Genomic DNA, 19,337 nt, shown 5'->3' on the forward strand with positions numbered 1-19,337 from the left:
CCTTCGCCTGTACCCTCTTCCCAACTGGCGGGTGCGCTTCGCTTACCCGCCCTACTATTCAGGCCATCCTCTGGTTAAAAAAACGGCGGATGCGGCTTCGCTCACCCGCCCTACATGTCAAAATAAATCAACGGTAATGGGCGTGGTTTTGCTCCGGCTAAAAAAAATCGGCCCATCAAGGGCCGATTTCCGCCGGGAGCCGGGATTGCAAAGGGGGCGGCGGCGAGCCCCCTTTGCACGTTCGCGTGAGAGAAAAGCACAGAGAGAAATGACGTGACGGCGAACGGAACGATTTCACCGGCCTGTCATATGCACCCTGCTCTCTTCGCCTGCACCCTCTTCCCAACTGGCGGGTGCGCTTCGCTTACCCGCCCTACAATTCAGGTTATCCTCTGGTAAAAAAACGGCGGATGCGGCTTCGCTCACCCGTCCTACATGTCAAAATAAATCAGCGGTAACAGGCGTGGTTTTGCTCCGGCTAAAAAAAATCGGCCCATCAAGGGCCGATTTCCGCCGGGAGCCGGGATTGCAAAGGGGGCGGCGGCGAGCCCCCTTTGCACGTTCGCGTGAGAGAAAAGCACAGAGAGAAATGACGTGACGGCGAACGGAACGATTTCACCGGCCTGTCATATGCGCCCTGCTCCCTTCACCTGCCCCCTCTTCCCAACTGGCGGGTCGCTTCGCTTACCCGCCCTACAAAATAGATACCCAGGTTATGTAGGCCGGGTAAGCGAAGCGCACCCGGCATTCCCCTTAACGCTGCGTGCGCAGCGCCGCGATATCCGCAGGCGTGGTGCGACAACAGCCGCCAATCAGCGCCGCGCCCGCCGCGCGCCACTCATTCAGATAATGTGCCAGCGTCTGGCAGGCATGCCCGTCGTGACGCCAGGTTTTGCTCACCGCGTCATACTGCTCGCCGGAGTTCGGGTAAACCACCAGCGGCAGCCGGGTCGCGTCATGCAGACGCCCCAGCGCGGCGGTGGTTTTCTCCAGCGCCACGCAGTTAATGCCGAGCGCCGCAATCTGCGGATACGGCGCGAGCGCGGCCGCCACATCACCAAGCGGCGTGCCGTCGCTGATATGGTCGCTGTCGCGAAGCGTAAAGGTAAACCACGCGCGCGCCTGCGGGTAGCTTTCCAGGAGCGCGGCGAGCGCCTGGGCTTCCGGCAGCGACGGCAGCGTTTCGCAGGCCAGCAGATCCACGCCCGCCTCAAGGAGCGCCTCCACGCGCGGGCGATGAAAATCTGCAAATTCCGCCGCGGAAAGCGCATAGTCGCCGCGGTATTCCGAGCCGTCCGCCAGATACGCGCCATACGGCCCGACGGAGCCTGCCACCAGCAGCGGCCCGGCATCCGGCTGTTCATGGTAATAATCGTCACGCGCCTGACGCGCCAGCTCAACGCTTCGCGCAATTAGCGCCCGCGACTGCGCCTCATCCAGCCCGCGCGCGGCAAAACCGGCTGGCGTCGCCTGGTAGCTGGCGGTAATGGCGCACTGCGCCCCGGCGCGGAAGTAATCAAGATGCACCGCGTAAATCAGCTCCGGCTGCTCCATGAGGACTTTCGCCGACCATAAGCTGTCGGCGAGATTACAGCCGCGCGCTTCCAGTTCGGTCGCGAGCGCGCCGTCCAGCACCACAAACGGCTGCTGGCTTAAGAGCGGGGTTAGCGGGTTATTCAGCGACATGGCGAGGCTCCTCGGTGCGGCGCGTGCGGAAAAATTGCGTCAGATAATACGCGCCGTAGCAGAACGCCACAAACGGCAGCCCGCACCAGAGCGCGATGCGCTGGCCCGGATCGAACGCCAGCCCGACGCAGGCGATAAGACAAAGCGCGAAGCCCAGCACCGGCGTCAGCGGGTACCAGGGCGCGCGGTAATGTAATTCCTTGAGCGCCCGGCCTTCGGCCAGATGACGGCGGCGGAACATAAAATGCGCGGCGCAGATGCTGAGCCATACCGCCACCACCGCGAAACCGGAAATCGCCGAGAGCGCCACAAAGACGGTATCTGGCGCCACGATACTGGAAAACAGCGCCAGCACGCCGCCCAGCATGCTTACCGACAGCGCTGTCAGCGGCACCCCGCGACGCGTGAGGCGCGAAAAACCGCGCGGCAGGGTGCGCTCATTGGCGAGCGACCAGAGCATCCGCCCCGAGGCGTACAGGCCCGAGTTGGCCGCGGACAAAATCGCGGTGAGGATCACGAAGTTAATGATATCGGCGGCGTAAGGAATGCCGATTTTCTCAAACACCAGCACGAACGGGCTTTTCACCACGCCCGCCTGATCCATCGGGATCAGCGCCGCCAGCACCAGCACGGTGCCGAGGAAGAAAATCACCAGCCGCACGATGGTGGTGCGAATCGCAACCGGCACCACCTGCTGCGGGTTTTCAGTCTCACCGGCCGCAATGCCGATAAGCTCGGTGCCGGAAAACGCGAAGTTAACCGCCACCATCGTCATCAGGATAGGCAGCGTCCCGGCGGGGAACCAGCCCGCGGCGGTCAGGTTGTGGAGCAGCGGCGCGGGCGAGCCATCTTTCATCGGCAGAATGCCGAACATCGCCGCCCCGCCCAGCATGATAAACGCCACGATGGTGATCACTTTAATAAGTGAAAACCAGAATTCGCCTTCGGCGAAAAGCCGCGTGGAGAAAACATTCAGCCCGAAAATCACCACGCAGAAGACCAGACACCAGATCCACACCGGCACCTGCGGAAACCAGTACTGCATACAGAACCCGGCGGCGGTAAAGCTTGAGCCGAGCGCCACGGTCCAGGTGAGCCAGTAGAGCCACGCGACGGTATAGCCAGTCGCCGGGCCTAAATAGCGCGCCGCGTAGACGTGAAACGCGCCGGTCTCCGGCATGGCGACGGCCAGCTCGCCGAGGCACTGCATCACCAGCCAGACCACCAGCGCGCCGATAAGATAGGCCAGCAGCGTGCCCGCCGCCCCGGTCGTGGAAATAATATAGCCGGTATTAAAAAACAGCCCGGTGCCGATAACGCCCCCCAGCGAGAGCATCACCAGATGACGGGCCTTCATGGTGCGTTGTAGCTGCTGCGATTCCTGCATAAACCCTTCTATACGTTCAGACGTCTAAACATCCATAACTGAACGTTATACCGGGAAGCGATGCGAAATGCAAAAGCCGTCACGCGCTCAGCTACTTACCCGCAACTGCCCGCGTCTGATTATTCACCGCATACATACTTCGCAACACCCTTCGCTGGCAAAGCCAGGGGTCGGTTACTACCTTTAAGTCACTATAACGAGAGCGCCTCCCCGCGGAGAAGCCGCTCTTCTTCGCTGCGGCACACGTTCGCGGCACTGGCAAGGCACGTTTGAGGAAGCACTATGCAAGAGTCGCTCTGTACCCTGTTTTATGACGGGAGGCCGCTGACTGGCCCGGCGAATATCCCGCTTATCGATTTTCTGACGGCCTGCGATGTCAAGCTCCCGCACGTCTGTTACCACCCCGCGCTTGAGCCGATGCAAACCTGCGATGTCTGCTGGGTGGAGTATCAGGGCGAGCTGGTGCGCGGCTGTACGCTGAAAAGCGCGCAGGGCATGGAAATTGCCAGCCGCACGCCCGACGCGCAGGCGGCGCAACACGAAGGCATGGACAGGCTGCTCGCCAAACATGAACTTTACTGTACCGTCTGCGAACACAATACCGGCGACTGCACCCTGCATAATGCCGTGGCGGATATGCATATTCCGATTCAGCGCTACGAATACCAGCGCAAACCCTACGTTAAAGATCACTCCAACCCGTTTTACACCTACGATCCCGACCAGTGCATTCTGTGCGGGCGCTGCGTGGAGGCGTGCCAGAACGTCGAGGTCAACGAGACGCTGAGCATCGATTACACCATGGCCCACCCGCGTGTGCTGTGGGACGGCGGCGAGACTATCGCCGGCTCCAGCTGCGTGAGCTGTGGGCATTGCGTCACCGTCTGTCCCTGCAACGCCCTGCTTGAGAAAACCATGCAGCCGGACGCCGGGCCGTTTACCAGCATGAAGCAGACGCTCAAGCGCCCGATGATAGATCTGGTGAAAGCCATCGAAAACACCACGGGTGCTGAGATCATTACCGGGATTTCGGTGATGGACATGCACTGGCGGCAGCCGGAAATTAAACGTACCAAAACGGTCTGCACCTACTGCGGCGTCGGGTGCAGCTTTGAAATCTGGACGCGCGACCGCCACGTGCTGAAAGTGCAGCCGGTCGCCGACGCGCCTGCCAACGGCATCTCCACCTGCGTGAAGGGCAAATTCGCCTGGGATTTCCTCAACGATAAAGCACGCCTCACCACACCGCTTATCCGCGAGAACGACCGCTTCCGCGAGGCGAGCTGGGACGAGGCTCTGGCGCTGGTGGCGCGCCGCCTGCTGGCGATCCGCGATCAGTTCGGGCCGCAGGCCATCGGTTTTATCGGCTCCAGTAAGGGCAGCAACGAAGAAGCCTACCTGACGCAGAAAATCGCGCGCCTCATTATTGGCACCAACAGCGTTGATAACTCGTCACGCTACTGCCAGAACCCGGCCACCAAAGGGCTGTTCCGCACCGTCGGTTATGGCGGCGACGCGGGTACCATTGAAGATCTGCATAAAGCGTCGCTGATTGTGATTGTCGGCAGCAACACCGCGGAGAACCATCCGGTGATCGCCGCGCGCATGAAAGCCGCGAAAAAACATCACGGGCAGCAACTGCTGGTAGTCGACCCGCGCCGTCACGAAATGGCCGAACGCGCCGACCGTTACCTGCGCATTCGCCCCGGCACCGATATGGTCTGGGCCTCGGCGATGGCGCGCTATATGTTTGACCACGGCTACGCCGACGAGGCGTTTCTCGCCGCGCACGTCAACCAGGTGGACGAATACCGCCAGTCGCTCGCGCCGTTCACGCTGGAGTTCGCCGCCGACATTACCGGGCTTACGGTAGAGGAGCTGACCGCCGCCGCCGAGCTTATCGGCAACGCGCCGTCCGTCTGCATCGTCTGGGCGATGGGCGTCACCCAGCACAGCCACGGCGCGGACACCAGCACCGCGCTCTCCAACCTGTTGCTGGTCACCGGCAACTACGGTCGCCCTGGCACAGGTGGCTACCCGATGCGCGGACATAATAACGTGCAGGGCGCGAGCGATTTCGGCTGCCTGAAAAACTACTACCCCGGCTATGAATCGGTGAGCGATGAAACCGTGCGCGCCAAATGGGCGAAAGCCTGGGGCGTGGAACCGGAAAAACTGTCGCTGGAGGCAGGCTCAGATAACTTCGAGATGGTAGAGCACGCGCGCACGAAACAGGTTCGCGCCATGTATGTCATCGGCGAAGAGACGGCGTTTTCCGATGCTGACAGCGCTAACGTGCACGAGGGCTTTACCGATCTCGATTTCCTGGTGGTGCAGGATCTCTTTTTAAGCCGCACCGCGCAGTTCGCCGATGTGGTGCTGCCCGCCTGCCCGAGCATCGAAAAAGACGGCACGTTCGTGAATACCGAGCGGCGCATTCAGCGCTTTTATGAAGCCATGCCGCCGCTCGGCGACAGCCGCCCGGACTGGCGCATTCTGACCGAGCTTGCCGCGCGCATGGGTCACGACTGGGGCTACACGCACCCGTCACAAATCATGGCGGAGGCAGCGAGTATCGCCACGCTATTCGCGGGCGTCAGCTATGAGCGTCTTGAAGGCTGGAACTCCCAGCTCTGGCCGGTGAAGCCTGACGGCGAAAGCACGCCGCTGCTCTACACCGACGGGTTTAATTTCCCGGATGGCCGCGCCGTGCTCTACCCGCTGAAGTGGCAGCCGCCCGCCGAAGCGCCGGATGACGAATACGATCTGGCGCTCAATAACGGGCGCATGCTGGAGCATTTCCAGTCGACCAACCAGAGCGGACGCGGCGGGCGCACAATGTCGCTGTCGCCCGACTGGTTTGTAGAGATTAGCCCGCAGCTTGCCGCTGAGCGTGGGCTTTTAGAGGGCGACTGGGTGAAACTCACCTCGCGACGCAGCTCGCTGGAGGTGCCGGTGGTCATCACCGATCGCGTGGCGGGCACGTCGCTTTTTATCTCTATTCATCAGGGCAAACCGGGCATTAACGCGCTCACCGGCGAGCACCACGACCCCGACGTCAACACGCCGGCGTATAAGGAGCTCGCGGTAAAACTGGAGAAACTCTCCCGCGCGCCGCACCCGTCGCCGCTGCCGCGGCATAACTTCCGCTATGGTGCCCGCACGCCGATGGCGGGCGTGCCGGTCGAAGAGAAATGGCAGCGTGACGATTACCGCCTGCCGCCCGAACAGGAACCTCACCCGGAGAAATTTTAATGTCCAAAGCGATTGACTATCAGCCCGAGCCGCCACGCATCGGCCCGACGGCAGACGAAGAGCTGCAACGCCTGCTCCAGACGCTGCATGAACATGGTGTACTGCGCCTGACCAACGATCTGGTGGCGTCCAACAACGAGTGGATCAAGGTCATCATCGACGGCCTGAGCCGCAAAGGTTCGCTGAACGTTATCCAGAATATCTCTGTGCTGCTGATGGCGCTCTCCACCATTCCGCCGGAGCGGATGTATAAACTCGCCTTCGGCGTGCGCGATTTCGCCGCGGAACTGAGCCGCGAAGAGGCGCGCCCTGAAAGCGAACAGGCCGACGCGCCGGGCGTGCGCGGGGCATGGAAAATGCTGCATGACGATGAGCTGTGGCGCTCGCTGACGCCGCTCCTGAACGGTCTGAAAGCGTTCTCCCGCCGCATGGAAGAGGAGGTAGACAAACCCATCTCATCCTTTACCGGCAAGCCGAGCGACGCCTGATAATGATTAGCCCGGAAACCGCGCTGCTTTTGGCGCGCAGTCAGTTCGCCTTCACCATCGGGTTTCACATCGTGCTGGCGGCGCTGACGATAGGCCTCGCGCAGTGGCTGATGCTGCTGGAAGGTTTGTGGCTGTGGCGCAGGCAGCAAATTTATCTCGATCTCTATAAATACTGGAGCAAGATCTTTGCGCTGAACGTCGCGGTCGGCGTCGTCACCGGCGTATTGATGGAATTCCAGTTCGGCGCGAACTGGGGCGAGCTTTCCAGCCGCGCCGGGGCGGTGATGGGGCCGCTGATGTACATGGAAGTGCTGGTGGCGTTTTTCCTTGAAGCGGGATTTATGGGCGTGGTGCTGTTCGGCATGGGCAAAGTGCGCCCGTGGGTGCATTTTCTCGCCACCTGCGTGGTAGCGGCAGGCTCGCTGTTCAGCGCCTTCTGGATATTGTCGGCGAACTCGTGGATGCAGACGCCCGCGGGCTTCATCACCGGACCGGATGGCCGCTTTCACCCCGTTGACTGGTGGGCGGTGATTTTCAACCCGTCCTTTCCATACCGGCTGGTACATATGTCCATCGCCGCGCTGCTCGCCACCGCGTGCCTGGTGGCGGCGGTTGGCGCGTGGCACCTGCTCAAACGCCCGAAGCAGCCGGGCGCGCGGCGGATGTTCTCCTGGGGCTTATGGATGTTGCTCGCGCTCGCGCCCCTTCAGGCCGTAGTGGGCGATCTGCATGGCGAAAACACCCGTGACCACCAGCCGGTCAAACTGGCGGCGATGGAAGGCAGCTGGAACCCGCCGCCGCCCGGCGAAGGCGAGCCGCTGCGGATGTTCGCGATCCCGGATATGGAGGCGCGGCGCAACCACTTTGAAGTGGCGATCCCGTCCGTCGGCTCGCTCTATCTGCGCCATAACCTCACCGGCACCATTCACAGCCTGAATCAATATCCGCCGGACGAACTGCCCTGGGTGCCCGGCGTCTTCTTCGCGTTTCGCGCCATGGTCGGGCTCGGCTTTCTGATGATTTTTGTTGGCGTCGCCGGGCTGGTGGTGCGGCTGCGTGGCCGGTTGTGGGAGGCACGCTGGCTGCAGCGCGGCATGGTGGCAATGGCACCGGCGGGGGTTATCGCGATGCTCGCGGGCTGGGTCGTCACCGAAACGGGCCGCCAGCCGTGGACCGTCTACGGGCAGTTGCTGACCCGCGAGAGCGCCTCGCCCATCGCGCCGTCGCTGGTGCTCGGCTCGTTTGTCGCGATTGTGGTGGTCTATCTGCTGGTTTTCGCACTCGGTATAGGATTTATGCTGCGCCTGCTCGCGAAACCACCGGGCGACGACACGCCGGATGCCAACCCGTCCGTGGCAGCGCAAACCGGCAGCGGCGTGACGCCGCACAGCCTGCGGGGGCATTCAGATGACTGAACTACTGCTTTCTCTGCCGCTGTTAACGCTGCTTTGCGCCGGGGCGCTCGCCGCGGGCGTGCTGATTTACGTACTGCTTGATGGCGCAGATCTTGGCGTGGGGCTGCTGGCCCCGTTTCAGTCGCCGCAGGCGCGCCAGCAGATGAATATTTCGCTGCTGCCGGTCTGGGACGGCAACGAAACCTGGCTGGTGCTGACCGCCGGCGCGCTACTGGCGATGTTTCCCGTCGCCTTCAGCATTCTCTACAGCGCGCTCTACCTGCCGGTCTATCTCATGCTGCTGGCGATGATTGTGCGCGGGGTGGCGATTGAGTACCGCCACCTGCGCCCGCGGCTGTTCGACGCGCTGTTTATCGCAGGCTCCTGGCTGACGTCGTTAAGCCAGGGCGCGACGATGGGCGCGTGGGTTGAAGGCATTACCCATAACGGCGCGACATTTACCGGCGGCGCGATGGACTGGCTGTCGCCCTTTTCGGTCTTCTGCGCGATAGCGCTCAGCGTCGGCTATGCGCTGCTGGGCGCGTGCTGGGTTATCTGGCGCTGCGAAGGGGAACTTAACGCCTGGGCGCGGCGTCAGGCCATATGGCTTGCCATTCTCACCGCCGCGCTGCTGGCCGGGCTGCTGGTCTGGACGGTGCAGCTTAATGAGACCTACCGGCTGCACCTGCAACTGTGGCGCTGGAGCGGGCCGCTGGTGGCGGTGGGCTTGCTGGCGTTTTCGGGCGTAATACTGACGCTGCGCCAGCGGCGCGATTTCCTGCCGCTCGCGATGACGCTTTTGCTGTTTATCGCCGCGTTCGGCGCGATGCTGCTGGCCGTTTTTCCGTTTATTCTGCCGCCGAATCTGTTGCTTATTCAGGCCGCCGCGCCGCCCGCCACGCAGAAGCTGATGCTTATCGCTTTTGGCGTCTTTGTGCCCATTACGCTTATTTATAACAGCTGGGGATTCTGGGTGTTTCGCGGCAAGATCCACGCCGCGCGGGAAGATGACCGCCCCTGAAGCATGATGCGGGTGCCATCTCTGTACGGCCATAAATAAGAAAAAGAATAACAGGAAGCATTAATTAGAATTGTCGCGGCGAACAAAAGAAGTGAATATTCACTCTGGTTGATTTTAATAAACAGCGAAAAAGAAAAGATTTTAAGGATGTAAAAGAGGCGTATTATTCGCGGCGGGTGCCTGAGGCTTTCTGGTTTCAGGCATTATGCTGGTTCTGGAAAGATGAAGGCCCCGAGTTAATTACCTTAACCCGAGGCCGACACATGAACCCGAACAGTTCATATGTTAGCCTCTTACTCGCCTTTCGGCAAGGAGAATGGCTATGAAGGACAATACTTTTATCGGGTGAATTATTATTGTTTGTGTGACGGTAATAATGTTCACCATCCTTTCACGGGAAACGCTTTGCGAGCTGCGCTTGCGGGGCGCGGGTATGGAGATTGTCGCTTCACTGGCTTGTAAACCCAGAGAGTAAGCGTCTGACGCGGGGAGCAATCCCCGCGATTTGACTGGCGGATTTATGCCTTCAGGCACCCTTATTTATTATTTACCGGCACATATCAATTATATTAACCCGTAACAGGATCTTGTAGTACCCGCAATTTCGCCAGACGGCTGGCGGTGCGCCCAATATCATCCAGCGCGACGCCATCAGTAATTTCCGCTACCGAATACGCGCTCGAAACAAATAACTTTCGCTGCTTATCATAGAGCACATCAATAAGATTAATAAACCGCTGCGCCGCCGCCGGGCTGACGCGTGAAAGCCTCGGCACGTCATCAATAAACCAGCAGGAAAAGGTTTCGCACAGCGTTAAATAATCCATGACCGCCGTCGGCGCTTCACATATTCCCGCAAAGGTGAAATGCAGTACATGTCCCGGTGGTGACGCGGCATAAAAGGTGTGATAACCGGCCGTGACCACGAACTCACCGTGCGCCACTGCAAGCCCGAGCGCGTCACGCTGTGCAGGCGTGCCGGGCCGCAGCCACGCGCCTTCGCTGAACAGCCCGGCGTCGCTGCCCGCCTCAAGGCGGTAATCGCGCTCGCCGTTGAGGGCGAAAATCGTCATTTCACGCTCGATAAGCGCGATGGAAGGCACAAACAGCTCATGATAAAGCGGGTGTGAAAGCAGCTCGCGCGGCGAGTAGTTGGAAGTCAGGATCAGCGTGATATTCAGCGCCTGCGCCACCTCTAACAGCTTTTTCGCAAGCATCGCATCGCCCGGATCGTGCAGGTGGAATTCGTCAAAGCAGAGCAACCGCGCGTCGCCTAACTGCGCGCGCAGCGCCTGCTCCAGCGGTTTATCCACCATGCGCTGATGCAGTTCGCGAAAGAAGTCATGAAAGTGGGCGCGCTTTTTCGCCGGGAGCGGCAGCGAGGAGAAAAAGTTATCGACAATAAAGCTTTTGCCGCGCCCCGGCCTGCCCCAGACATACAGCCCGGCGAAGCGCGCGCGTCCCGCCAGCAGCGACGCGGCGAGGCTCTCAAGCGCGCTGATAAGCCGCGTCTGGTCTGCATCAAGGCGCAGCGCTTTTTGCTGCGCCAGCCGTTGCATGGTTTCGTGAAACGAAAAGGGGGCGGCGATCCCGGCCATCGCGGCAGCTCCATATGTAAACAAAATGTTATTAACACATACTTAGCGTGTTTTTTCAAAAGCCGCCGCACGATCTCTCAAAGAGACGCAAAAAAAAGCCCCGCACTGAGCGGGGCTTTCTGTAAAAACGCGTATCAGGTATAGAGTGACGCTTCGCCCGCCGGGCGGGTTTTGAATCGGCGGTGTATCCAGAGATACTGCTCCGGCGCGCGCAGGATTTCGCGCTCAATCACTTTGTTCATGTAGCACGCCGCGGCGGCTTCATCTTCACGCGGGTAGCCCTGCAGCTCCGGCTGGATAATCAGCTTATAGCCGCTGGCATCGGGGTTGCGAATCATCACAATGGTCAGCATCGCCGCGTTGCTCAGGCGCGAGAGCACATACGTTCCGCGCGTGGTGGCGGCGTCGTTTACCGCAAACAGCGGCGCAAAGGTGCTGCCGCGTGGGCCGTAATCCTGGTCCGGCGCAAACCAGACCGCTTCGCCCTGCTTCAGCGCGTTGACCATGCCTTTGAGATCTTTACGGTCGATCATCGCTTTGTTAGAGCGCATACGCCCTTTGGTCTGCGCCCACTCCATCGCTTTGTTGTTGTGCGGACGGTACATCGCCATCATCGGCTTGCACAGGCCCATCACACGCCCGCCAAGCTCCAGCGACATAAAGTGCACGCCAATCACGATCACGCCACGCTGCTGCGCGCTCGCCTGATGCAAATGGTGCAACCCTTCGACGTTAAACCATTTTTTAATACGCGCGTCTGACCAGAACCAGGCCATGCCGGTTTCCAGCAGCGCCATGCCGAGCGACAGGAAGTTTTCCTGAATCAGTTGCTCTTTTTGCGGCTCGCTAAAATTCGGGAAGCAGAGTTCCAGGTTACGGCGCAGGATTTTCTCACGGCGCTTCAGGAAGCGGCGTGAATTGCGGCCGAGGAACGCGCCGAGGCGCATCAGAAGCGGGTGCGGCATCTGCACCAGCAACCACAGCAGGCCGAGACCAAACCAGGTAAACCAATAGCGCGGGTGCAGCAGCGCCCGGGAAAAAGGCATGACGTTATTCATAAAGCCCCTCTATGCACAGAAATGTATCGCATAAAGAAGCCGTTCCGTAAGCGGTACAAACCAGACAGAAAATCATTCAGCAGGGATACAACCTTCCTGCTACGTAATAATACCGGAGAAAAAAATAAACCGGCACCGTTAACGCGCCCGTTTTTAATTACAGTCATGTCAGAGTGTGAATAAAAAGCACGCTTTTTATCGACCCTGAAACATTCCGTCGTATTAACCGACACTTTTTGACAACATGCGCGACACAGCGCCGTCGTTAAATCACTTAACCCGCTAATGATAACAACCTTAATTAACAGAAACTTGATCCGGCCTTCAGGTTTTTCTGCGGCTGGAATCTCGCATCGCCCTGTATTTAAAAGCCTTCTTTAACAGAATGAAGAAACACAATGCAGAAATAATCTGGCTGAATTTTCTACGGCGATGACGCTAAGCGTCAGAGTGAGGCTTTTGCGCGCGGAAAGATAGCGTAATTTTGTAAAGAATGCGATGGAATTATGGAGGAAGGTAAAAAAAAACTTTTTAGGATTATTACTGTCGCTATTTACTTTTTAAGCGAAATATTCCTTACCGCCGGGCATTATTTCCCGGCGTCTGTTTATCATCATTAAAAATAGTGTTTTAAGCCGTAAATCGCCCAGTAAATCGCCGAAGCGCCCAGATAAATCCAGCAGCCCCAGTAAGCCAGCGGCTCGCGGTCGCTTTTCGCTCTCGGCAAAAAGGCGAAAAGATAACTGGCCGCCGCGATTAACGAAATAAAATAGAAAAACTTCATACTGCCCCTCCTGAAATTATCCGCATAACCGTTTTCAGACGCGCTTATTCACAGGATAGACAGCGTTAGCAGATTATGCGCGGTTTCCGTCCGGTTCGTTCTGGTGCCGCCGGCAGGCTACGCCCTGACAACCGTCACGCCCCGGGCTTCGAAAGGCGTGAGCAGACTCTCGGCGGTATCGCCCTCGACAACCAGCGTGTTCACCAGCGACATATCGCCAATACAAAACGCGGAAGCGGCGTTGAGCTTTTCACGCGAGGCCATCACCACCGTTTCTGCAGCGCGCGAGGCCAGCGCGCGTTTGACGCACGCCTCTTCGTAATCGCCGGTGCTGAGGCCCGCATCGGCATGCACGCCGGTGACACCCAAAAAGAACAGGTCGGCGCGCAGATGGCTCATGGCTTCGATGGCCGCCGCGCCCACCGAGACGATCGAATGTTTAAACAGCCGCCCGCCGATCAGGATCACCTCAATGCGCAGATGCTCCACCAGCTGTAGCGCGATGCCCGGGCTGTGAGTGATCACCGTAATGGCGAGATCCGAAGGCAGACATTTCACCAGTTCGCCGGTCGTGGTGCCGCCGTCGAGCATCACGATCTGCCCCGGTTCGATCAGCGCGGCGGCGCGGCGCGCGACCGCCCGCTTGGAGTCGATGGAGAGCTGGCTGCGCCCGGCGTAATCCGCCACGGCCGCCGAAGCGGGCAGCGCCCCGCCGTGGACGCGTTGCAGGCGGCCTTCGGCGGAGAGTTCCCGCAGATCGCGCCGGATCGTATCTTCGGAGACGTTAAACCACTCGCTGAGCGCGCGGGACTGCACCTGCCCTTCCGCCGCCAGCTTTTCCAGAATGAGCTTCTTACGTTGTGACGTCAGCATACCGGTTTCCTGTTGCACGAATTTTCTTGACCATGCACGAATATGCACGTTATGTTGCCAATTCTACCTGTGGAGACGTCATCATGCCATCTGTTCGTGAAAAAGTACGCATAGTCGAAACGCAAACCCTGTCTGACGACTGGTATGTGCTGAAAAAATATACCTTTGATTACCAGCGCCGCGACGGCCAGTGGCAGCGCCAGAGCCGCGAAGCCTACGACCGCGGCAACGGCGCGACGATTCTGCTCTATAACCGCGCCGAGCGCTGCGTCATTCTCACCCGCCAGTTTCGCCTGCCGGTTTTCCTCAACGGCTACGACAACTTACTGACCGAAACGGCGGCGGGCCTGCTGGATGAAGCAGAGCCAGAGACGCGTATCCGGGCCGAAGCCGAAGAAGAGACCGGCTATGTGGTCGATAACGTCGAAAAAGTGTTTGAAGCCTATATGAGCCCAGGCTCCGTCACCGAAAAACTCTATTTCTTCATCGGCGAGTACGATCCGGCGCGGCAGCGCGGCGCGGGCGGCGGCGTCGCGGAAGAAGGCGAAGATATCGAAGTGGTAAAAATGCCCATTGATGAGGCACTGCGCGCGGTGCGCGACGGTGAGATTGTCGATGCCAAAACCATCATGCTGCTGCAATACGCGGCGCTGAACGCGATAGTGTAAGGAGAAAACCATGAGCAAAATGATTCTGGTGGCAGGCCCGTGGCGCAGCGGCACCAACGGCGATGAAACCCTGATGCGCCAGAACCTGGCGCGGCTTGAGCAGGCAGCGCTCGCCCTGTTTGAGCGCGGCCACGTGCCGGTGATTGGCGAATGGCTTGCACTGCCGCTCGCCCAGGCTGCGGGCAGCGAAAAACCGGGCGATGCGATAAGCGAGCGTTTTTTATACCCGGTGGCGCACCGTCTGGTGGCGAAATGCGACGCGGTGCTGCGCCTGCCGGGCGCGTCCTCCGGGGCCGATCGCGATGTGGAGATCGCCCGCGAGCACGGGCTTGAGGTTTACTTTTCGCTGGCGGACGTACCGCAGGGATAATGCACGATATTGCACGTCTGACACCGCAACCGGGCAAAAACCGGCAGCGGTGTCAGCGTTAAATGATCCGGTCGCCCCACTCCACCGCGTCGAGAAAGAGTTTTGTCACCTGCGCTTCGTTCAGATTGAGCTGCTTCATGCCCTGCGCCACGCCCTGCCAGTGGTTCTGCTCATAGCCTTCATAGAGATTCAGTAACGCGCCGAGCGTGCCGCCACGGTTTAAGAGCGCCTCGCGCACGATGGCCGGTACGGTGATCTGCTCAATCAGCACTGCCATCGGCACGCTGAGGATAATATCCAGCCGCGAGAACAGCCCCGCGATAAAGGCGTCATTTTCATTAATCTCCGCGCCGGTATGCGCCACCGCCATTTCACAGAATCGTCCGCAGGCGAGGCTGTAATTAAACAGCTCCGTCACCGCCGGTTCGCTGCTATGGGTGACCGCAAGGATAGCGATAAAACGGCGCAGCTCGCTTAAGCCTAAGAAATAGAGAATATTGCGAAACGGCAGCACATCCGCGTTAGCGTGATGATTAATCTTATATTTGATGTTATTGACGTAGCGCATCAGCTTATAGGTAATCGCCACATCACGGCTGATAAGCTCTTCTATTTTGCGCATATCCGGGTCAGCCGAGACCACTTCATTCAGCAGTTGCAGAATAAACATCTGCTGCTCCGGCAGTTTTCGGGTTTTAATCATTTCCGGCTCGCCATAAAAATAGCCCTGGAAACGCTGGAAACCCATCTCCTTGTAGAGGGTAAACTGCTCGCGTGTTTCGACTTTTTCCGCCAGTAATTTCCGCTGGCTGATATTATTGGCGCGAATAAACGCGGCAATTTCCTGCGGCGTTAACGCCTGAATATCGAACTTAATAACCGTGACATAGGGCAGGAAATTCGCCCAGGCGTCGCTGAGGCGAAAGTTATCCAGCGCGAAGCGGAACCCTTTGTAGTACATCTCCCGCACCATTTTTAACAGCTCGGGTTCCGGGGCCGCATTCTGGTGAATTTCAATGACGACTTTTTCTGCCGGCAGCGTTTGCGCCAGGCCATTGACGATCATCTCATGCGGAAAATTAATATAAGACGTATGTTGCCCCACCAGACGTTGCAGCGGCGTGACAAGAAACTGCTCCGCCAGCAGATGGTTGGTGGCGTATTCTTCCGTCACCAGCGGAAACGTATTGGTCAATCCATTGCGATAAAGCAGCTCATACGCGACAGTATTTAGCGCGGCGTCAAAGATGGGCTGCCTGGCGATAAAGGAATACATATTCACCTCCAGTCTGGTATTTACGTAGCATCCCTGGCGAAAACGCAGTTTACGCTGAACCTCACGGCACGCAGACATTTTTAGCGCGGATTTTATGAGAAATTATGATGATGGTTAAGTTTTATCTTATTCAGAGATTCTGGTCAGCGCAGTGAGCGGCAGATATCGCCGCTTTTTCATGCAGAGTGCGGAAATAATCGGTTAATTTCGCTACGATCTTTTTAAGCAGTAATAAACTTTTATTTTGCTTTCATAAAAAAAAGCGCTTGCGAACCCGCAAAATTTAAGGGGGTTGATCCCGGCCTACAATCCCATCCGAAAGCACATCGCCCAGAGCATGTAGATACCGCCCGTGAGAAGAAGCACCCGGTAGCCCCAGACGACAGCGGACTGATGGCGCAAAAACGCGCGCAGCGGCTGGCGATGCAGATTCGCCGCGTTATATTTTTCATGAAAGCCGGCCATTTTGGCGACACCTCGCTCCACCAGCGCCGCGAAAAAATTAACCATTAACATCACAATCACCGCCATATAGCCTTTGATAAACCATAGCCCCGCGGTGCGATATTCAGCCGGCAAAAAATGGCCCGATTTTTTTAACTGAATGGCGGCGATACTGAGCGCCACATGGACGCCGAGCAGAATAAGAAAGTGCTTACTCACCGTTTTAAACGGCTTTCTGAGCGTCACAAACCAGAAATACGCCAGCAGCATCGCCGACGATATCAGCCACAGGAGAAGATTCCCTGCCATCGATATTGTCCCTGTTTCACCGTAATTCATCTGTCTACCTTCGCATATTCACCGCCTGATGTCATGGAAGCGTAAGATCAATCACTCCACGGCGACTCATGAGAAAAAATGTTTTCGGTCGTTTAAATATAAGCAAATGTGATTATTCAGAGTCCTCACTCTCCCGGGATAAAAAAGAGCGAGTCATCGTCAGCGTGCGGCATAGCGTTTATGAGGAGTTCTATACGCCTCTTTATTACTATCCCATTTAAAACAATGCTTTACCAGCAACGATTATCATCGCGCTAATCATTTCATTCTTTATTATCTTTCTGTTTCTGTTATAGCCACTCGCATTTACTTACCCATAATTTTTAAAACTTTACAAAGCTGATAAACCTTTAAACTTTAATTTATCTTATAGGATTTTCCTGAAGCATAAATATCGCCGAAGAGTGCTACTTATTAATTTCGTCGTAACGAGTCCACGGAAAATGCCTTTACCGGCAGTCAATATTCGGCTCGTTGGATCCCTCATGGAGACAGCATTTTGACCACCTTAAAACCTCTTCTGGCCAAAAACCGTAGCTGGGCGCAACAGCGTCTTCAACGGGACCCGGATTACTTTGGCAAACATATCGACCAGCAGCAGCCGCACTCGCTCTGGATTGGCTGCTCCGACAGCCGCGTTCCGGCGGAAGTGCTGACCGGCTCCCACCCTGGCGAACTGTTCGTGCACCGCAATATCGCCAATATGATTGACCCCGACGACGACAATTTTATGAGCGTGCTGCAATACGCGCTCCATTACCTGAAGGTGAAACGCATCGTGGTGTGCGGCCATTACGGCTGCGGCGGCGTGCAGGCGGCGCTGACGCTGCCGCAGATGTCGCTCGCGCAGGAGTCCTCATCGCTCGCGCGGCGCATCAGCCACCTGCGCGAGGCGCTCTCAGCGCACATCGCCGGACGCGTCGCGTCGCCGCCGGATGCGCAAACCCTTAATCAACTGGTGGAAGCCAACGTCATCGCGCAGTTTAACCGTCTGGTGCAGACCCGCACGGTGCGCAATATCTGGCGCAGCGGCCAGGAGCTGAATGTTTACGGCTGCGTCTATGACCTGGCGTCCGGCCATCTTGAAATGCTGACGGAACAAACCGGGGAGGAAGCCGTATGAATATGAATACGCTGCGCCAGGATAGCCTGGCGGGGGTGGTTGTCTTTCTCGTGGCGCTGCCGCTCTGCCTCGGCATCGCCCAGGCGAGCGGCCTGCCGCCCTTTGTCGGCCTGCTGACGGGTATTATCGGCGGGCTGCTGGTCACGGCCTTAAGCCCGTCGCGCTTCGCGGTCAGCGGCCCCGCCGCGGGTCTCGTGACCATTGTGGTGGCCTCCATTGAAACGCTCGGCTCGTTTTCCGCGTTTCTGCTGGCGCTGGTGCTGGCGGGCGTTCTGCAAATCGTGCTCGGGCTTATCCGCGCCGGGCGGTTTATTTCGCTGGTGCCGGGCAGCGTCATTAAAGGGATGCTGGCGGCGATCGGCCTGCTGCTGATTATGCAGCAGATCCCCGTGGCGCTGGGCTCGGCGGATGAAAACAGCCTGCTGGCGGTCTTTCGCGAAGGTTTCACGTTCTCGCCGGTCTCCATCGCGGTGGCCGTCGCCGGGCTGCTGCTGATGGCGCTCTGGGGCTCGCCCGCCATTCGGCGCGTGAAAAGCCTCGCGTGGATGCCCGGCCCGCTGGTGGCGGTGCTGGTGGGCTGCGTCACGACGCTTGTGTTAAGCCGCACGTCGCCCGCGCTGCTTGAGCGCCTGCCGCTTATCACGCTGCCGGAGTTCGCAAGCCTGGGCGCGTTGGTCTCTGAGCTGGAATCGCCCGCCTGGCAGGCGTTTACCAATCCGTCGGTCTATATCGTCGCCGTCACGCTGGCGCTGGTGGCGAGCCTGGAAACGCTGCTGAGCCAGGAGGCGCTGAAAAAGTTGCGCCCGCAAAACCCCCCGCCGTCACCGAACCGTGAAATGCTGGCGCAGGGCGCGGGCAATCTGCTGGCCGGTCTCGTGGGGGCGATGCCGATCACCGCAGTTATTGTGCGCAGCTCCGTGAACGTCAGCACCGGCGCGCAGACTAAGCTCTCTATTTTCATTCACGGCGCGCTGCTGCTCATCTGCGTGCTGTGGTTTCGCGAGGTGTTGATGACCATTCCGCTGGCGAGCCTCGCGGCGGTGCTGCTTTATACCGGCTATAAACTCGCCACGCCGCGCCTGTTCGTCGAGCAGTTCCGCGCGGGCGCGCAGCAATACGTGCCGTTTCTCGCCACCATTATCGGCATTATCGCGTTTGGGATGCTGGCCGGGATCGGCATCGGCCTGGTGGCCCAGATAGCCCTGAGCCTGTGGCACAGCCATCGCAACGCGCTGCAGCTGGCGCGCTATGACGATCACTATGTGCTGCGCATCCACCAGAACCTGACGTTTATGCATAACCCGCACCTGCAGGCGCTGCTGGATAAAATCCCGGAGAAGAGCGTGGTGATTGCCGAGCATGACAACGCCGACTACTTCGACCCGGATGTGAAAGCCGTCCTGAGCGACTTCGCGCAGAACGCGCCGCAGCGCGGCATCCGCCTGACGCAGTGGCCGGTAACCTGACCCAGCCGGGGGCCTTTTTGCCGGCCCCCGCCTCTCCTCTTCGCCACTTTTTGCGCCCTTCAGCTACGTTTATAAGACTCTCCGGGATGAAGCCGATACCGCGACGC

The 19,337-nt window shown here is 58.7% G+C and carries 17 protein-coding genes; 9 read left to right on the top strand and 8 right to left on the bottom strand.

Annotation, left to right across the window (positions count from 1 at the left end; genetic code table 11):
* Positions 1 to 753 precede the first annotated feature (753 nt).
* On the bottom strand, positions 754 to 1,686 hold the full coding sequence (gene mmuM / locus AFK66_RS14665) for a homocysteine S-methyltransferase (protein WP_007781199.1): 933 nt from the start codon (positions 1,684 to 1,686) through the stop codon (positions 754 to 756).
* On the bottom strand, positions 1,673 to 3,073 hold the full coding sequence (mmuP, locus tag AFK66_RS14670; protein WP_007781197.1) for an S-methylmethionine permease: 1,401 nt from the start codon (positions 3,071 to 3,073) through the stop codon (positions 1,673 to 1,675). Before mmuP ends, mmuM begins: the two co-directional genes overlap by 14 nt.
* A gap of 282 nt (positions 3,074 to 3,355) precedes the next feature.
* On the opposite strand from mmuP, the gene fdhF reads away from it, so the two are divergent.
* The 5 genes from fdhF to AFK66_RS23045 all read left to right on the top strand — a co-directional run bounded on the left by fdhF (position 3,356) and on the right by AFK66_RS23045 (position 9,706).
* Positions 3,356 to 6,328: a formate dehydrogenase subunit alpha gene (gene fdhF, locus AFK66_RS14675; protein ID WP_023899273.1), complete on the top strand. Its 2,973-nt coding sequence runs from the start codon at positions 3,356 to 3,358 to the stop codon at positions 6,326 to 6,328.
* The gene (locus AFK66_RS14680) at positions 6,328 to 6,816 is read left to right on the top strand and encodes a helical membrane plugin domain-containing protein (RefSeq protein ID WP_007781194.1); all 489 of its coding nucleotides are present in this window, start codon (positions 6,328 to 6,330) and stop codon (positions 6,814 to 6,816) included. Before fdhF ends, AFK66_RS14680 begins: the two co-directional genes overlap by 1 nt.
* Before the next feature lie 2 nt (positions 6,817 to 6,818).
* Positions 6,819 to 8,231 carry a cytochrome ubiquinol oxidase subunit I gene (locus tag AFK66_RS14685; RefSeq protein ID WP_023899274.1) on the top strand — a complete coding sequence of 471 codons (1,413 nt, stop codon included), beginning with the start codon at positions 6,819 to 6,821 and terminating at the stop codon, positions 8,229 to 8,231.
* A complete protein-coding gene (locus AFK66_RS14690; protein ID WP_007781189.1) occupies positions 8,224 to 9,231 on the top strand; it encodes a cytochrome d ubiquinol oxidase subunit II in 1,008 nt (335 codons plus the stop codon). The genes AFK66_RS14685 and AFK66_RS14690 overlap by 8 nt, the downstream gene beginning before the upstream one ends.
* Before the next feature lie 376 nt (positions 9,232 to 9,607).
* Positions 9,608 to 9,706 carry a Hok/Gef family protein gene (locus AFK66_RS23045; protein ID WP_230582585.1) on the top strand — a complete coding sequence of 33 codons (99 nt, stop codon included), beginning with the start codon at positions 9,608 to 9,610 and terminating at the stop codon, positions 9,704 to 9,706.
* Between the two features lie 94 nt (positions 9,707 to 9,800).
* Here the strand turns inward: AFK66_RS23045 and zapE are convergent, their stop codons facing one another.
* The 4 genes from zapE to AFK66_RS14705 form a co-directional block, all read right to left on the bottom strand.
* The gene (gene zapE, locus AFK66_RS14695) at positions 9,801 to 10,829 is read right to left on the bottom strand and encodes a cell division protein ZapE (protein ID WP_038882571.1); all 1,029 of its coding nucleotides are present in this window, start codon (positions 10,827 to 10,829) and stop codon (positions 9,801 to 9,803) included.
* 134 nt (positions 10,830 to 10,963) lie between these two features.
* Positions 10,964 to 11,887, bottom strand: a complete 924-nt coding sequence (gene lpxP, locus AFK66_RS14700) for a kdo(2)-lipid IV(A) palmitoleoyltransferase (RefSeq protein WP_007781183.1) — start codon at positions 11,885 to 11,887, stop codon at positions 10,964 to 10,966.
* Between the two features lie 616 nt (positions 11,888 to 12,503).
* Positions 12,504 to 12,671, bottom strand: coding sequence for a hypothetical protein (locus AFK66_RS22765; protein WP_004385700.1), 168 nt, complete (start codon positions 12,669 to 12,671; stop codon positions 12,504 to 12,506).
* A gap of 117 nt (positions 12,672 to 12,788) precedes the next feature.
* Positions 12,789 to 13,544 (bottom strand): DeoR/GlpR family DNA-binding transcription regulator, encoded by a 756-nt coding sequence (locus AFK66_RS14705; RefSeq protein WP_032983434.1) that lies wholly within the window; start codon positions 13,542 to 13,544, stop codon positions 12,789 to 12,791.
* Between the two features lie 83 nt (positions 13,545 to 13,627).
* On the opposite strand from AFK66_RS14705, the gene AFK66_RS14710 reads away from it, so the two are divergent.
* Positions 13,628 to 14,212, top strand: a complete 585-nt coding sequence (locus AFK66_RS14710) for an NUDIX domain-containing protein (protein ID WP_007781168.1) — start codon at positions 13,628 to 13,630, stop codon at positions 14,210 to 14,212.
* 10 nt (positions 14,213 to 14,222) lie between these two features.
* A complete protein-coding gene (locus tag AFK66_RS14715) occupies positions 14,223 to 14,582 on the top strand; it encodes an NUDIX hydrolase (protein ID WP_004385703.1) in 360 nt (119 codons plus the stop codon).
* Between the two features lie 58 nt (positions 14,583 to 14,640).
* Here AFK66_RS14715 and AFK66_RS14720 read toward each other — a convergent pair whose 3' ends face one another.
* Entirely contained in the window at positions 14,641 to 15,858 is a 1,218-nt protein-coding gene (locus AFK66_RS14720; protein WP_007791276.1) for an EAL and HDOD domain-containing protein, read from the bottom strand.
* A gap of 303 nt (positions 15,859 to 16,161) precedes the next feature.
* On the bottom strand, positions 16,162 to 16,611 hold the full coding sequence (locus AFK66_RS14725; RefSeq protein ID WP_032967954.1) for a hypothetical protein: 450 nt from the start codon (positions 16,609 to 16,611) through the stop codon (positions 16,162 to 16,164).
* A gap of 529 nt (positions 16,612 to 17,140) precedes the next feature.
* Here AFK66_RS14725 and AFK66_RS14730 point away from each other — a divergent pair.
* Together AFK66_RS14730 and AFK66_RS14735 are read left to right on the top strand one after the other, a co-directional pair.
* The gene (locus AFK66_RS14730; RefSeq protein WP_007781162.1) at positions 17,141 to 17,764 is read left to right on the top strand and encodes a carbonic anhydrase; all 624 of its coding nucleotides are present in this window, start codon (positions 17,141 to 17,143) and stop codon (positions 17,762 to 17,764) included.
* Positions 17,765 to 17,766: 2 nt separating this feature from the next.
* Entirely contained in the window at positions 17,767 to 19,230 is a 1,464-nt protein-coding gene (locus AFK66_RS14735) for a SulP family inorganic anion transporter (protein ID WP_085959992.1), read from the top strand.
* Positions 19,231 to 19,337 lie beyond the last annotated feature (107 nt).

This window comes from Cronobacter malonaticus LMG 23826 (assembly GCF_001277215.2).
Classification (GTDB): Bacteria; Pseudomonadota; Gammaproteobacteria; order Enterobacterales; family Enterobacteriaceae; genus Cronobacter; species Cronobacter malonaticus.